This window comes from Bradyrhizobium embrapense (genome assembly GCF_001189235.2).
In the GTDB taxonomy this organism is placed as follows: Bacteria; Pseudomonadota; Alphaproteobacteria; order Rhizobiales; family Xanthobacteraceae; genus Bradyrhizobium; species Bradyrhizobium embrapense.
Map to the genome: position 1 here is coordinate 1,351,347 of NZ_LFIP02000001.1, position 14,569 is coordinate 1,365,915.

Sequence of the window (14,569 nt, forward strand, 5' to 3'; positions counted from 1 at the left end):
GAATCCAAGGAATGACCCGCATTCCCAATTTCGCCGATGTCGCCTTCCAGCCCGTGGCGGCGGCCATGCCGGCCACGAGCGCCGAGCCGTGGCTGACGCCCGAGGGCATTCCGGTGAAGTCCGTCTACAGCGAAGCCGATCTCGAAGGCATCGATTTCCTCGAGACCTGGCCCGGCATCGCGCCCTATCTGCGCGGCCCCTACCCGACGATGTATGTCAACCAGCCCTGGACCATCCGGCAATATGCAGGGTTCTCCACGGCGGAGGATTCCAACGCCTTCTATCGCCGCAACCTTGCGGCCGGACAGAAAGGCCTTTCGGTCGCGTTCGACCTCGCCACCCACCGCGGCTATGACTCGGATCATCCGCGCGTCTCCGGCGACGTCGGCATGGCCGGTGTCGCGATCGATTCCATCTACGACATGCGCACACTGTTCGCCGGCATCCCGCTCGACCAGATGAGCGTGTCGATGACCATGAACGGCGCGGTGCTGCCGATCCTCGCGCTGTTCGTCGCCGCCGCCGAGGAACAGGGCGTGCCGCCGGAGAAGCTGTCGGGCACCATTCAGAACGACATTCTGAAAGAGTTCATGGTGCGCAACACCTACATCTATCCGCCGGCACCCTCGATGCGGATCATCTCCGACATCTTCGCCTACACCTCGCAGCGGATGCCGAAATACAATTCCATTTCGATCTCCGGCTATCACATGCAGGAGGCCGGCGCGACGCAGGACCTCGAGCTCGCCTATACGCTGGCCGACGGCGTCGAATATCTGCGCGCCGGGCTTGCCGCAGGCCTCGACGTCGATCGTTTTGCCCCCCGCCTCTCCTTCTTCTGGGCGATCGGCATGAACTTCTTCATGGAAGTCGCCAAGATGCGCGCGGCGCGGCTGCTCTGGGCCAAGCTGCTCAAGCAGTTCAACCCGAAGGACCCGCGCTCGCTCAGCCTTCGCACGCATTGCCAGACCTCGGGCTGGTCGCTGACCGCGCAGGACGTGTTCAACAACGTGATGCGCACCACGATCGAGGCGATGGCGGCAACGCAGGGCCACACCCAGTCACTGCACACCAACGCGCTCGACGAGGCGCTGGCGCTGCCGACCGACTTCTCGGCGCGCATCGCCCGCAACACCCAGCTGTTCCTGCAGCAGGAGAGCGGCACCAACCGCATCATCGATCCCTGGGGCGGCTCCTATTATGTCGAGCGGCTGACCCACGATCTCGCCAGAAAGGCCTGGGGTCACATCCAGGAGGTCGAGGAACTCGGCGGCATGGCCAAGGCGATCGAGGCCGGCGTGCCGAAGCTCAGGATCGAGGAAGCTTCGGCCAAGACCCAGGCGCGGATCGATGCCGGCCGGCAAGCGGTGATCGGCGTCAACAAGTTCAAGCCGGAGAACGAAAAGCCGATCGACGTGCTCAAGGTCGAGAACTCCACCGTGCGGCGCTTGCAGATCGACAAGCTGGCGCGACTGAAGAAGGAGCGCAACCAGAAGGACGTCGATGCGGCGCTGGCTGCGCTGACCCGCTCGGCCGGCGAAGGCAACGGCAATCTCTTGGCGCTCGCCATTGATGCCGCGCGCGCCAAGGCCACCGTCGGCGAGATTTCGGACGCGATGGAAAAGGTGTTCGGCCGCCACCGCGCCGAGATCAAGTCCATCACCGGCGTCTACAAGCGAGAGGCAGCGGCGATGTCCAACAAGGTCGAAAAGGTCCAGGCGCTGATCGACGCCTTCGAAGAGGCCGAGGGCCGCCGCCCGCGCATCCTGGTCGCGAAGATCGGCCAGGACGGGCACGACCGCGGCCAGAAGGTGATCGCATCCGCCTTCGCCGATGTCGGCTTCGACGTCGATATCGGGCCGCTGTTCGCAACCGCCGACGAGGCCGCGCGGCAGGCGGTCGAGAACGACGTCCACATCCTCGGCGTCTCCTCGCTCGCAGCAGCGCATCTCACCGCGGTGCCGGAACTGAAGGCCGCGCTGAAGAAGCACGGCCGCGAGGACATCATGATCATCATCGGCGGCGTGGTGCCGCCGCAGGATTACGACGCGCTCTACAAGGCCGGCGCCGAAGCGATCTTCCCGCCGGGCACCGTGATCTCGKATGCCGCCGAGGAGCTGATCCACAAGCTCAATACCCGGCTCGGCCATAGCGCGGCGGCGGAGTAACGCTGCCGCATCCCCTCTCCGGTCAGGAGCTTCCATGCGCGCCGCCCGCTCGATGACGCCTGTCCGCATCATTGGCCTCGCCGGCCTGCTGGCATGTCTCTGCCTTCCTGCTCGCGCCGCCGATCCGAAGCCCGACGCCACGATCAAGAATGCGAGCATCGAGGCCCACGTCTATCTCGACGACAAGATCAAGGCAGATGACGCGCTGGCGGCCGATTGCCTCGCCGAAGGCAGGACGTGGATCGACAAAAACGCGGCGGAGGCAGCTTCCGCGCGCAAGGACGAGCCTGAGCTGTTCAAGGATCGCGGCGGCTATTCGTTCGAGCGCAAATATTCGGTGCGCTCGATCGTCGACCGCCGCTATGTCAGCGTGCTGCGCGACGACTATATGGACACGCTGGGCGCGCATCCGAACACCGACGTCAACACCATCCTGTGGGACATGGCGGCGAAGAAGCGCATCAGTATCCGCCCCTTCTTCACCGAGACAGCCGACAGCGGCCCGACCCTAACGGCGATGCGCAAGGCGATCGTCTCGGCGCTGAATGCCGAGAAGAAGCGGCGCGGCGCCGGCGAGACGGCAAACGCCGAATGGTACAAGGAGCTGAAGCCGACCCTGCTCAAGATCGGCGCCGTGACGCTGGCGCCGTCGACCGTGTCAGGTAAGAGTTCCGGCCTCACCTTCCACTACCCGCCCTATGCTGTTGGCCCCTATGCCGAAGGCCAGTATGTCGTCTTCGTGCCGTGGGAGACGCTGAAGCCGTATCTGGCGCCGGAAGGCGCCAGGATCTTTGGCGGAGCGCGACCGAAGGCCGACGCGGACGATCAGTCGCAATAGCTGCTTCGGCAGGCTCAGCCTGGCTGACGCGCCAGCGCTCTGACCAGGGAGCCGGTCCAGTCCGGAATCCACGCTTGGAACTGGCTGTGCCAGCGATCGGCGTCAGCAGGCGCCGTGTCGAGCTTGACCGACCATTCGATGAAAGTGCGGTTGCCTTCGACGACCGGCAGCAGATGCATCGTGCCCTCGTAATGGGTCGGCTGCGGCGCGTCCGAACCGGCATCCGAAAGAAACGGCAGCGGCTCGATGCTGGCATAGGTCAGCGAATGCTGCGCGTCCGAGTGGCCGGCAAGGCGTTGCCTGACCCACAGCCCGAGATAGCAGAAGCGCCTGACAGCACCGACCTGGTCGCCGCGCTTGTCGTCCTCGATCACGCTTTCGCTGACGCCCTCGATATAGGCGGGGTAATTGTTGAAGTCGCGGATCAGCGACCACACGGTGTCGAGCGGATGGTCGAGGACGGTGCTGTAATAGGCTTGGGTCATGGCAGGCTCCGGATGTTGGTCCGCAGTGATGCGGAACGCGCCCTGATCAACCGCATGGCATCGGCCGCGCCCACCCGATTTCCGATCTCGCGATTGATCGGGGACGAGTGCGGACTCCGCCCTCGCCTGCAACCGACAGCCGTTGTAAACCAAGGCCATGACCTCGCCGAAACCTGCCGCTCCCGACATCAGCGCCCTCGCCCGTGACCTCCGCGCCGGCCACCGCGCCGCGCTGGCGCGGGCGATCACGCTGGTCGAGAGCAGGCGCAGCGACCACCAGGCGGCGGCGCGCGAGCTGGTGCAGGCGCTGCTGCCCGACACCGGCAAGGCGGTGCGGGTCGGCATCACGGGCTCGCCCGGCGTCGGCAAGTCGACCACCATCGATGCGCTCGGCATGTTCCTGATCGAGCGCGGTCACAAGGTCGCGGTGCTGGCGGTCGATCCCTCCTCGGCGCGCACCGGCGGCTCGATCCTCGGCGACAAGACGCGGATGGCGCGGCTCGCCGTCTCCGACCAGGCCTTCATCCGCCCCTCGCCGTCCTCGGGCACGCTGGGCGGCGTCGCGGCCAAGACCCGCGAGGCGATGCTGTTGTGCGAGGCCGCCGGCTTCAACGTCGTGCTGGTCGAAACCGTCGGCATCGGCCAGTCCGAGACCGCGGTCTGCGACATGACAGATTTCTTCCTGGCCTTGATGCTGCCGGGGGCCGGGGACGAATTGCAGGGCATCAAGAAGGGCCTCGTCGAACTCGCCGACATGATCGCGATCAACAAGGCCGACGGCGACAACCTCAAGCGCGCCAACCTTGCCGCCGCCGACTATCGCAGCGCGCTGCATATCCTGGCGCCGCGCTCCGAGCACTGGCATCCGCCGGTCGAGACCTATTCGGCGCTGACCGGCGCCGGCCTCGACCGGCTCTGGCAGAAGATTCTCGAGCACCGCACCGCGATGAGCGCCTCGGGCGAATTCGAGACCCGCCGGCGCGAGCAGCAGGTGAAGTGGATGTGGTCCATGCTGGAGGGCCGGATGATGGCGCGGCTGCGCAGCGACGCTGCGATCCGCGCCAAGGTCAAGAAGATGGAGGCCGAGGTCGCCGGCGGCCGCATCTCACCCGCGGTCGCCGCCGAGCAGATCTCGGAGATGCTGCATTGAGCGGCAAACTGCGCATCCTCGTGACCGGCTTCAAGCCGTTCCCGGGTGCGCCGTTCAACCCGACCACGCCGCTGGTCAAGCGGCTGATCGCCCTGCGCCGGCCGGCTTTCGACAACGTCGTGCTGACGAGCCACATCTTCGACGTCACCTATGCTGCCGTCGACCGCGAATTGCCCGAGCTGATCGCACGACATCGGCCGCAGGCGCTGTTGATGTTCGGCCTCGCCGGCCGCAGCTCGCATCTGCGGATCGAGAGCCGCGCCCGCAATGCGATGACGACGCGCTTCCCCGATGCCGGCCGCCAGCATCCGCGCAAGGGATCGATCGCCGGCGGCGCCGAGGCGAAGCTGTTCGGGCCGCACAGCGAAAAGCTGCTGCGTGCCGCGCTGGCCACCGGTATCGATGCAGGGATGTCGCGCGATGCCGGCAGCTATCTCTGCAACTATCTGAGCTGGCGCGCGATCGAGGCCGTGAACAAGAACAACGGCCTGCACCTCGCACAATTCGTCCATGTTCCGCCGCTCGCTCGTGACGGCGCGGCAGCGCCTGGCAAATCAGACATCACGCTGGATGCGCTGGTCGATGCCGGCGAAGCCATGCTGATGGAGCTGGTGAAGCTGACGAGGCAGGCCGTGCGCCCGTGAGCGCGGACAGACCTCGAACAGCTTTTCATCGATCCTGCAACGAACGGCTAACCACGTGGCGACGGTTGCATGCGCGAGGCATGGGAAACGCCTATCAACCAGTGATAGCATGCGCCTCGTTGAACCTATCAAAGGGAACTGCCGTGGCCGGAACGACCAAAACCCGCTCTTGGATTCTGTTGGTTGCGATCTGGGTCGCGCTCGTCGGTGCTCTCCTCGTATGGTTCACGTTCATGAGTAAGCCGGGCGGCGGTTCGCCGTCTTCGGCGATCGGTCTGATTGTGTCCTGGTTACCATTCTTGGCGCTGATAAGCGTCTGGATTTGGCTCACGCGCAGGAATTCGCGCACATCATCCGGAACAGGTTGGGTCGATCTCTATGAGCAGCAGGTCGCAGAATCTCAACGCACGAATGCGTTGTTGGAGAGGATCGCAACGGCTCTGGAAAAGTGCTCGCCGTCTCCGGTTTAGCTCGAACATTAGCGTATCGGCGGAGGTAAGACATGCGCTCCGGGACGTCCGCGCCTCTCTGGATAGTTGCTCTGGCATTCGCCGCAGCCGTCAGCCGGCCAGCGGCGGCTGACGATCGACAGGAGTGCCTGAAAGGATCGAAGGAGACCGCTGCCGCGACGATCGCCGCCTGCACACGGGCGATCGAAAGCGGAGACTACAGCGAGGGGAACCTGTCCAGGCTGTATTATCAACGCGGTTGCTCCTGGTCATGGACAAACGCCGCCGATGGTGTCGACCACGCCTTCAAGGACTACACTGAGGCGATCCGGATTAATCCGAAAGATGCCGACTCGCTGCTCAACCGATCGCATATCTACAACCAGCGGCACGACTACGACCGCGCGATAGCCGACGCTAACCAAGCGTTCGAAAGCGGTTTGTCACGCTATGGAAAGCAGGTCGGATACGGCGAGCGCGGCGACGCCTATCAAGCCAAGGGTGACCACGACCGTGCCATCGCGGACTATACCAGCAGCCTCCAACTGAATGCGAACAACACCGCTGCCCTCATAGCACGGGGCAACACCTACTGGGCCAAAGGCGACCTTGATCGTGCCATCGCCGACTACGACCAGGCGATTGCGCTCGATCCGAAATATGCGCTCGCCTACTACAATCGCGCCGCTGCATACCGGGCGAAGGGTGATTTCGATCGCGCCATCGCAGATTCGACTGAGGCGATCGCTCTCTATCCGAAATACGCGCTCGCCTACTATAACCGCGCTTCTGCATTTCAAGCGAAAGGTGACCTCGATCACGCCATTGCCGACCTGAGCCAGGCGATCGATCTTTATCCGCGATACAGAGACGCTTACTTCAGCCGCGCCTACGCTTACCAAACCAAGGGCGACTACGATCGCGCCATCGCCGACTACGATCAGATGATCGCGCTTGATCCGAACGACCGGGACGCCTACGGCAATCGCGCCGGTGCGTACCTGCTGAAAGGCGATTTCCGTCGCGCCCTCACGGACTCCGGCCTGGGTCAGGCGCTGCTATGGCTTGTTGCTGCCGCCTTCCTGGCAACCGGGGTTTGGCGTTATTGCCGAACGGGCACGCATGCAGGCGGGTGGTTGTCCGGCCCGGGAACGATTGGAATTCTAGATCGGGAGCTCGCCGAAATGCAGCGCAAGAACGCCGCCCTGGAGAAGATCGCGGTGGCTCTGGAGACGCGCTCGCTGGGTTAGTTCGAATTCCCGGCTCCACGGTCAGGTCCCACATGTCGCGGATATTGGTAACCGACCGCCCTTGCGAAGTGCCGGAGCGCATTATTTCGGAATAATAGAAGAATATCCCTGAGTTGCCCGACGTGTCAATTGCCTTGTCGAACGTCGGCAGCCGCAGCCTACGGTGCATGGGGTTGTTTTCGATATTTTGGCAGCGCGCGCCTGCGGCCGGGAGTTCCTTCGCCGTCACCCGCAGTCACGAGGCAGGCCCCATCTCGTTAACGACGCGCTCTGACCTGCTGCACCCGAGATTAACCCTACCGCCAACAAACAGCCGGCTGCGGCGGCCTGTTCACCAGGCAGCGGCGCATTTCGCGTTACCTAATCGGCAACGAAGGTCACCGCTCGCGCCTTCAGCGAGGGCCATGCCCATGGACGTCAACCGCCGCCATTTGATCGGAGTCTCCGCCGCCGGCGCAGCCGGCGCGCTTGCGATGTCGCCGGATGCGGCGCGCGCCGCGCAGTCGGCCGGCACGCTCGGCCGCGACGTGACGCAATATGGCGTTAGTCCCGGCAGCCCCGACGACCAGACCCGCAACCTCCAGCGCGCGATCGATGACGCCGCGCGGGCGCAGGTGCCGCTGGCGTTTCCGCCCGGCGTCTACCGCACCGGGCTGTTGCGGCTTGCGCCCGGCAGCCAGCTGATCGGCGTGCGCGGCGCCAGCCGGCTGGTGTTCAACGGCGGCGCCTCGTTGCTTGAGGGCGAAGGCGCCGGCGGCATCGTCCTGATGGGCCTTGCCTTCGACGGCGGCAACGTCCCGCTGCCTGCGCGCCGCGGCCTCGTGCATTGCCTGTCCGGCCGCGACATCCGCATCACCGACTGCCAGTTCATCGGCAGCGGCGGCGCCGGCATCTGGTTCGAGCAGATGTCGGGCGACGTCAGCAACAACTTCTTCAGCGATATCGCGAGCACCGCGCTGGTGTCGTTCGACGCGCTCGGCCTGATGGTCGCGCGCAACACCATCAAGGGCACCAACGACAACGGCATCGAGATCCTGCGCAGTGCGATCGGCGACGACGGCTCGATCGTCGCCGACAACCGCATCGAGGACATCAAGGCCGGCCCCGGCGGCTCCGGACAGTACGGCAACGCCATCAATGCGTTCCGCGCCGGCAATGTGATCGTGCGCGGCAACCGCATCAGGAACTGCGACTTCTCCGCGGTGCGCGGCAACTCGGCCTCCAACATCCACATCACCGACAACAGCGTCAGCAATGTCCGCGAGGTCGCGCTCTATTCGGAGTTCGCGTTCGAGGCCGCCGTGATCGCCAACAACACCGTCGACGGCGCTGCGATCGGCGTCTCCGTCTGCAATTTCAACGAGGGCGGCCGCATCGCGGTGGTCCAGGGCAACATCATCCGCAATTTGCTGCCGAAGCGCCCTGTTGGCACCGACCCGAACGACGGGGCCGGCATCGGCATCTATGTCGAGGCGGACAGCACGGTAACCGGCAATGTGATCGAGAATGCGCCGACCTTCGGCATCGTCGCCGGCTGGGGCAAGTACCTGCGCGACGTCGCGATCTCGGGCAATGTCGTGCGCAAGGCGTTCGTCGGCATCGGCGTCTCGGTGGTGCCCGGCGCGGGCACAGCGCTGATCAACAACAACATGATCGCCGAAACCCCGGGCGGCGCGGTGGTCGGGCTCGACCACGCGCGCCCGATCACGAGCGACCTGTCGGTGGGTGGCGCCCAGCAATACGTGCAGCTGACGGTCGGGGCGAACGCGGTACGACGCTAAAGCGCATTGCGCAGCAGCGGATAGCGGCGCTGGATAGTGTCGAGATCGAGCACCGGCGGGGTGACCGGAGGAGGCATCTCCAGCGGAGGCGCCTCGGCCATAACGGGCGGCTGCTCGAGAACCTCTGCCGCCGTTTCCAGCGCGGCCGCGACTGCGGTCATCGCGGCCTCCGCCAATGCGGCTGCCTCCGGCTGCGGCGCCGGCGAGACGTAGGGCGCCGACGACATGTAGGGCGGCGGCAGTTTCGACTTGCCGCGACCGAGCCAGGACAGATCGATCGGCGAATTGTCGAGCGAGGCTTCGCGGGTCAGCAATTCCCGCCAGATGTCGACGGCGGCCCGGGCTTCCCTGATGTTCTCGAGAAAGGACTGCTCGCTGTGATAGCGGCGCCAGCGTCCGGATTCGAACAGCTCGTTGAGGTGCTCCAGCCTTTGCTCGGCGAGGTTGCACCAGCGTGCAACGATCTCCTGGCCTCTGGCCACGTCGGTCCGATGTGTCATTGAAGGTGCCCGCAGGGAAAGAAACGGACGCAGACGCAACCGAACCGAATCAACTGGACGTGACGCTGATATTCTGTGGAAAAGGTAAATAAAGTCTAACTAAATTCTTAATCGCGGACAGGCGATGAGAGAAGTCCGCTCGACGACGGAGTTTCTTGCCCGAACCCTCGTCAAGTCATCGACTTGCATGGTTGCGATGTGCGTGTCTTTCGAACGCCGTGCAGCCGAACGATCCACAACAAACAGCCGCACCCGTCGCGCGAATCGGCCCAGTCCGCCACGTAGGGTCACCCCCAAAATGAAAGACCCGTCCGGGGGGACAACCGGACGGGTCAAAGCCATATGGGCGCTTGGGGTGGATGGGCGCTCGCGCCTGATATAGCCGGGGAGGGATAAACCGCTCCCACACATATAAGTCGTGAGAGGGCGGCACACGTTCAAATCGCCGGCGTTTTTTTTAACCTTTTCGCCGCCCGGTTCCATCGCACCGTTGCAGACGCCCGATGCCGAAAATCACCGCGCAGCACCGTGATTTGCAGCGGAATCGTCCGATGCGATCGACGGCGCTGGTTCATTCAACGCACGGCTCACGGAAGTGTTATTGCCGTCCGCCGCCTGTGCAGGCTGCGACGGTTTGTCCGCGATCGCTTCACGATCTGCGCGCCGTGCGCCACCGCGTAATCGAGGCTCTTGAGGATCACATAGGACGTGCTCTCGGCGCCGCCGCCGGCCGCGCCAAAGGCGCGGATCGCCAAGATCCCGCACTTCCGGCGTGCCCCCCGTCAGCCTGACGCGCGCCGCGATCACGCCGGCGACGGCGGTGCCGTGGGCATGCGGGCCATCCTTGCTGTCGAGCGCATCGAACGCATCCGCGACCGTGTTGGCCAGTTCCGGATGTGCGGCATCAATGCCGCAGTCGATGACGGCGATGGTTGACGTTCATGCCGCGCGCCAGCTTGTGCGCCCCGGGCAGATGCAACTGCGCCTGGGCACATTGCGCCGGGTCACTGCCGCCCGCCGCCGGTTTCTGGTCCTGCAGCGCGTAACGGTAGTTGGGCTGCACGGAGCGGACGCTGCTGTCACTCGCGAACTCGCGTGCCACCGCATCGACGGGGCGATTGCCGGCGGTGCGGATCAGGCCGATCGTGCACGGCGGCTACAATGGCCGCTCTTTCCGTCGATCTGTCCGGCCGTTGGCGGTCATCGTGACCTCGACTCGGCGCAGACCGTCAGCCGCTGACTATGGCGTCTCGACCGCGAGGCTGACGATCTTCTCTTTCTGCAAACGGGCAATCAGCGCCGCGACGCCGTCCTTGTCCAACGCGCGGAACTGCAAGCGGAACATGCCACCCTTACCGTCGACGATCGCGCCCTGGTAATTGTCGAGCAGCGACGTGATATCGCCGATCCTGGCATCCGGCGTGAAGCGCACCAACAGCCGCGTCGGCGCGGCCGACACGCTGGCGCCGAGGTCGCGGGTGATCGGCGCACTGGGTGCGACGGCTGCGCTCGGCGCACTGGGGGCACTGCGCTGTTCGGCGGCATCAAGCGAGGCGGTCTGGAACGAGGCCGGCTCGTTGCGCATCAGCACCGCACCGATCACGCCGGCCTGCAACAGCACCACAAGCGCACCGAGGCTGGACGACCAGGCCAGCGTCCGCGGCGACAATTTCGAAAAGAACTCCGAGACGGAGGCCGACACGCGCGCGCCCGCCGACGGCTTGCGCTCCGGCTCGGCATCGATCGCGGCGAACAGCTTCTGCATGGCGCGCGCAGACGGCGCACCGAGGCTCTCGTTGAGACCGATGGTCTCGGCATATTCATCGCGGATGACGGCATACTGCCGGGCCAGTTCGGGATCGGAAGCGAGCGCGTCCTCGACGCGGCGCGCGTCGCGCGCGTTCAACGTGCCGGCCGCGTGCCAGGGCAGCAGCATCTCGACATCGTCAGGATCTGGACCCTGCACTTTCTTGTTGCTCGCAGCCGTCATGGCCAACCTCGCTCGACACCGGCTGCCTTCAGCAACTCGGCAAGTTTCTTGCGCGCATAGAACAGGCGCGTCTTCACGGTGTTCTCCGGAATCCCGACGATCTCTGCGACGTCTTCCACGGATTTCTCGTGATAATAGACAAGATCGACAATTTCCCGGTGTTCCGCCGATAGTCCCGTCAGGCACTTGCGCAGCGTGTCACCCGTGTCCTTCTTCTGCACCGCCGTTTCCGGATCGTCGGACGTGTCCTCGATCGCGTTCGCGGCCTCATCGTCCAGTTCGGCGTCCTTCCTTCGCCGCAGCGAAGACAATGCCTTGAACCGGGTAATCGCCAGAAGCCAGGTCGAAACGGCGGATCGTCCCTCGAATTTGCCCGCCTGACGCCACACGTCCAGAAAGACCTCGCTAATGAGATCCTCCGCCACCTGTTCGTCCCGCACGAGCCGAAGCCCGAAGCGGTACACCCTGACATGATGCCGTCCGTACAGCACCTGCATGGCGAGCCGGTCGCCTTGAGCGATCCGAGCGATCAGAACCTCGTCTGAAGCCGCCTGTGTCGCGCTCAATGGCCGTCTCGCAAAGTTGGTCTGAGGGGGGTGGTGCGTGGTTCGACGCGAGAGCCAAGATTCTTCACATTACGGCAATGCCCGGACCGCATGTGTGATCTATGACACAGTCGACGATCCCAATGAGGAAAAATCGCCGGCGACTCGATAAACGGTATCATAATAGTGAAAACTCTCGCGGACTCGCACCATCCGGCGCGACCATATCAAGGCTTGGCCGGCAAGCCAGCGCTGTTGCGAAGCGGACGTCGCCGCAAGTCCCCCGCCCCAATCGTTCCCCGTCCGCTTTGGCGAACAGATTCCCCTTACGAAACAAGGGTGATGACCGGGTTCCACCGGCGCAGATTCGGTACCAAAAGATACCAAACCTAAAGGCTTTCCCACTTAGATTTTCGCCGGATTTCAGAAATGGCGAGACCATGGGCAGCGCTGCGTCGTCACTTCCCAGCCCGATCGCGGGCGCATCGGAAAGCGGCCGTCCCAGGCTGACGCAAGAGCGCCTGACCCGCCGGGCCAGGCAGCGCCGCCAGATCCAGTCGATGATCGCCGCCTGCTTCGTGCTCGATGCCGTCGTGCTGCTGATCTACGCGCATGCCGGCACTACGTCGGTCCTGGTCGCGGCCGGCTATGCCCTGACCGGCCTCGGCCTCGTCGCCATCTATGTGCTGCTTTCGGAACGCGGCTTTCACGAGCGCTTCCGCGACCACTACCTGGTCGCGCCGCAATCGGCCGTCAACATGGTGAACCTGCTGGTGTTCACCTACATCGCGCCGGAAGTCGGCGTGCTGTTCCTCTGCAATCTGTTCGTGGTGTTCGGCTTCGGTGCGCTGCGCACCTCGGCGCGGCAGACAGCGGTCGTCTGGACCATCATGGTGGTCGGCCTCGCCGCGCTGTTCCTCGGCACCGACAAGGCGATCGGGATGCCGACCGGCACCAGGATCGACCGTCTCGCCACCATGCTGGTGTTCGCGCTGACGATCGGGCGCTGCATGTATCTCGGTATCTTCTCGAGCTCGATGCAGCGATCGCTGTATCAGAGCGGCGTCAAGCTCAAGGAGGCCTACCGGCGCATCGAGGAGCTCGCCGAGCTCGATGAGCTGACCGGCACCTCCAATCGCCGCAGCATCATGCGCACGCTCGAGGAGGAGATCGCGCGCTGCGCCCGCAATGGCAGCTCCTGCGCGGTGGCGCTGATCGACCTCGACCATTTCAAGCGCATCAACGACGTCTACGGCCATCCGATCGGCGATGAGGCGCTGCGCACCTTCGCCATCGGCATGTTCGCCAATCTCCGCAGCATCGATCGCTTCGGCCGTTATGGCGGCGAGGAGTTCCTGCTGGTGCTGCCCGACCTGTCGCAGGATCAGGCGATGCGCGCGCTCGAGCGGCTGCGCGCCATCATCGCCGGCCTCGACTGGAGCGCATTCTCGCCCGGCATGCAGGTGACGATCTCCGCCGGCGTGACGACGCTCAAGCCGCACGAAAACTCCGACACGCTACTCGCCCGCGCCGATGGCGCGCTTTACGCAGCCAAGGCGAGGGGACGCAACCGCATCGCCAGTGCCTGACATCCTTTCATTCCATATTCGGCGCCGGAGAATCCGTCGCCACCGCTCCAGGACAGAGTCATGAGTTCGAAGCCCGAGACCGCCCCCGAAAGTCTGCTCGACGAGTTGCAGACGACCCTCGCGCACGGCACCGTCGCACGCCGCGTCGAGACGCTGCGCCGCGTGACCGACCTCTTCATCAACGGCTCGGTCAACTATTCGGACCAGCAGATCGTGCTGTTCGACGACGTCTTCCAATGCCTGCTCGAGCACATCGAGAATTCGGCCAAGGCGCTGCTCGCCAACCGCCTCGCCCCGATCGAGACCGCGCCACCGCAGACCATCCGCACCCTTGCATTCGACGACCTGATCGAGGTCGCAGGCCCCGTGCTGACGCTGTCGCCGCGGCTCGACGACGACACCCTGATCGAAACCGCGCGCAGCAAGAGCCAGGCGCATCTGCTCGCGATCTCCAACCGCAAGACGCTGAGCGGCGCCGTCACCGACGTGCTGGTGCTGCGCGGCAATGACGAGGTGATCCAGAGCGCGGTCAACAATCCCGGCGCTGAATTCACCGAGCGCGGCTTCACCCGGCTGGTCAGCCGCGCCGAGGGTGACGACAACCTGTCGACCTGCGTCGGACTGCGCCCGAACATCCCGCGGCACCTCTATCTCAAGCTGGTCGCCAAGGCCTCGGATGCGGTCAGGCAGCGGCTCGAGGCTGCCAATCCGCAGCAGGCCAAGGAGATCCCGATCGCGGTGAAGGAAGCCACACGACGCGCGCGCTCGGCGCCCGCCGCCGTGACGCCGGATACCACGATTGCGCATGCGCTGGTCAAATCGCTCTACCAGGACGGCCGGCTCGACGAATTCCAGCTCGCATCCTTCGCCGAGGCCGGCAAGTTCGACGAGACGAATGCCTCGCTTGCCGCGCTCGCCAATGTCTCGGTCAGCATCGCGGAGAACATGATGATCGAAACCCGCGCCGAGGGCGTGATGATCCTGGCCAAGGTTTCGGGCCTGTCATGGTCGACGGTGCGATCGATCATCAATCTGCGCGACGACATCTCGGGCGGTGAGCCGACCGACTTGCAGGCCTGCAAGGACACCTATGAGCGGTTGCGACCATCCACCGCGCAGCAGGTGCTGCGCTTTCATCGCATGCAGCAATCCGCGCCCGCCGCTTAGTATCTCACCCTGT

General features: G+C 64.7%; 13 protein-coding genes and 1 pseudogene. 9 read left to right on the forward strand and 5 right to left on the reverse strand.

Annotated features, from left to right (window positions below; all coding sequences use genetic code 11):
* Window positions 1-11 precede the first annotated feature (11 nt).
* Both scpA and AKN83_RS06505 read left to right on the forward strand, forming a co-directional pair.
* Complete coding sequence (gene scpA, locus AKN83_RS06500; protein WP_063695213.1) at window positions 12-2,168, forward strand: methylmalonyl-CoA mutase; 2,157 nt, start codon at window positions 12-14, stop codon at window positions 2,166-2,168.
* A 34-nt stretch (window positions 2,169-2,202) separates the two neighbouring features.
* Window positions 2,203-3,006, forward strand: a complete 804-nt coding sequence (locus tag AKN83_RS06505) for an RsiV family protein (RefSeq protein WP_083991947.1) — start codon at window positions 2,203-2,205, stop codon at window positions 3,004-3,006.
* A 14-nt stretch (window positions 3,007-3,020) separates the two neighbouring features.
* Here AKN83_RS06505 and AKN83_RS06510 read toward each other — a convergent pair whose 3' ends face one another.
* A complete protein-coding gene (locus AKN83_RS06510; RefSeq protein WP_050403314.1) occupies window positions 3,021-3,491 on the reverse strand; it encodes an SRPBCC family protein in 471 nt (156 codons plus the stop codon).
* A 157-nt stretch (window positions 3,492-3,648) separates the two neighbouring features.
* On the opposite strand from AKN83_RS06510, the gene meaB reads away from it, so the two are divergent.
* From meaB to AKN83_RS06535, 5 genes are all read left to right on the forward strand, one after another.
* Window positions 3,649-4,641, forward strand: coding sequence for a methylmalonyl Co-A mutase-associated GTPase MeaB (meaB, locus tag AKN83_RS06515; protein WP_050403315.1), 993 nt, complete (start codon window positions 3,649-3,651; stop codon window positions 4,639-4,641).
* Window positions 4,638-5,285 (forward strand): pyroglutamyl-peptidase I, encoded by a 648-nt coding sequence (locus AKN83_RS06520; protein ID WP_050403316.1) that lies wholly within the window; start codon window positions 4,638-4,640, stop codon window positions 5,283-5,285. Before meaB ends, AKN83_RS06520 begins: the two co-directional genes overlap by 4 nt.
* Window positions 5,286-5,428: 143 nt before the next feature.
* Window positions 5,429-5,755 (forward strand): hypothetical protein, encoded by a 327-nt coding sequence (locus AKN83_RS38160; RefSeq protein WP_244521910.1) that lies wholly within the window; start codon window positions 5,429-5,431, stop codon window positions 5,753-5,755.
* A gap of 32 nt (window positions 5,756-5,787) precedes the next feature.
* Window positions 5,788-6,984: a tetratricopeptide repeat protein gene (locus AKN83_RS06530; protein WP_050403318.1), complete on the forward strand. Its 1,197-nt coding sequence runs from the start codon at window positions 5,788-5,790 to the stop codon at window positions 6,982-6,984.
* 410 nt (window positions 6,985-7,394) lie between these two features.
* A complete protein-coding gene (locus tag AKN83_RS06535; RefSeq protein WP_063695214.1) occupies window positions 7,395-8,765 on the forward strand; it encodes a TIGR03808 family TAT-translocated repetitive protein in 1,371 nt (456 codons plus the stop codon).
* Here the strand turns inward: AKN83_RS06535 and AKN83_RS06540 are convergent.
* The 4 genes and pseudogenes from AKN83_RS06540 to AKN83_RS06560 form a co-directional block, all read right to left on the reverse strand.
* On the reverse strand, window positions 8,762-9,265 hold the full coding sequence (locus AKN83_RS06540; protein WP_050403319.1) for a TIGR03809 family protein: 504 nt from the start codon (window positions 9,263-9,265) through the stop codon (window positions 8,762-8,764). The genes AKN83_RS06535 and AKN83_RS06540 overlap by 4 nt on opposite strands.
* 641 nt (window positions 9,266-9,906) lie before the next feature.
* A pseudogene (locus AKN83_RS41085) lies at window positions 9,907-10,412 on the reverse strand (S8 family serine peptidase); the annotation flags it as partial.
* Between the two features lie 93 nt (window positions 10,413-10,505).
* Window positions 10,506-11,255, reverse strand: coding sequence for a hypothetical protein (locus AKN83_RS06555; protein ID WP_050403322.1), 750 nt, complete (start codon window positions 11,253-11,255; stop codon window positions 10,506-10,508).
* Window positions 11,252-11,821, reverse strand: a complete 570-nt coding sequence (locus AKN83_RS06560) for a sigma-70 family RNA polymerase sigma factor (RefSeq protein WP_050403323.1) — start codon at window positions 11,819-11,821, stop codon at window positions 11,252-11,254. Before AKN83_RS06560 ends, AKN83_RS06555 begins: the two co-directional genes overlap by 4 nt.
* A 419-nt stretch (window positions 11,822-12,240) precedes the next feature.
* Here AKN83_RS06560 and AKN83_RS06565 point away from each other — a divergent pair, with 419 nt between their 5' ends.
* Both AKN83_RS06565 and AKN83_RS06570 read left to right on the forward strand, forming a co-directional pair.
* Window positions 12,241-13,389 carry a GGDEF domain-containing protein gene (locus tag AKN83_RS06565; protein WP_050403324.1) on the forward strand — a complete coding sequence of 383 codons (1,149 nt, stop codon included), beginning with the start codon at window positions 12,241-12,243 and terminating at the stop codon, window positions 13,387-13,389.
* A 60-nt stretch (window positions 13,390-13,449) separates the two neighbouring features.
* A complete protein-coding gene (locus AKN83_RS06570) occupies window positions 13,450-14,556 on the forward strand; it encodes a DUF2336 domain-containing protein (RefSeq protein ID WP_050403325.1) in 1,107 nt (368 codons plus the stop codon).
* The last annotated feature ends 13 nt before the right edge of the window (window positions 14,557-14,569 follow it).

Coding starts and splice junctions, on each gene's coding strand:
- AKN83_RS06505 (WP_083991947.1), top strand. CDS start 2,203: ATGCGCGCCGCCCGCTCGATGACGCCTGTCCGCATCATTGGCCTCGCC.
- AKN83_RS06510 (WP_050403314.1), bottom strand. CDS start 3,491: ATGACCCAAGCCTATTACAGCACCGTCCTCGACCATCCGCTCGACACC.
- meaB (WP_050403315.1), top strand. CDS start 3,649: ATGACCTCGCCGAAACCTGCCGCTCCCGACATCAGCGCCCTCGCCCGT.
- AKN83_RS06530 (WP_050403318.1), top strand. CDS start 5,788: ATGCGCTCCGGGACGTCCGCGCCTCTCTGGATAGTTGCTCTGGCATTC.
- AKN83_RS06535 (WP_063695214.1), top strand. CDS start 7,395: ATGGACGTCAACCGCCGCCATTTGATCGGAGTCTCCGCCGCCGGCGCA.
- AKN83_RS06540 (WP_050403319.1), bottom strand. CDS start 9,265: ATGACACATCGGACCGACGTGGCCAGAGGCCAGGAGATCGTTGCACGC.
- AKN83_RS06555 (WP_050403322.1), bottom strand. CDS start 11,255: ATGACGGCTGCGAGCAACAAGAAAGTGCAGGGTCCAGATCCTGACGAT.
- AKN83_RS06565 (WP_050403324.1), top strand. CDS start 12,241: ATGGGCAGCGCTGCGTCGTCACTTCCCAGCCCGATCGCGGGCGCATCG.
- AKN83_RS06570 (WP_050403325.1), top strand. CDS start 13,450: ATGAGTTCGAAGCCCGAGACCGCCCCCGAAAGTCTGCTCGACGAGTTG.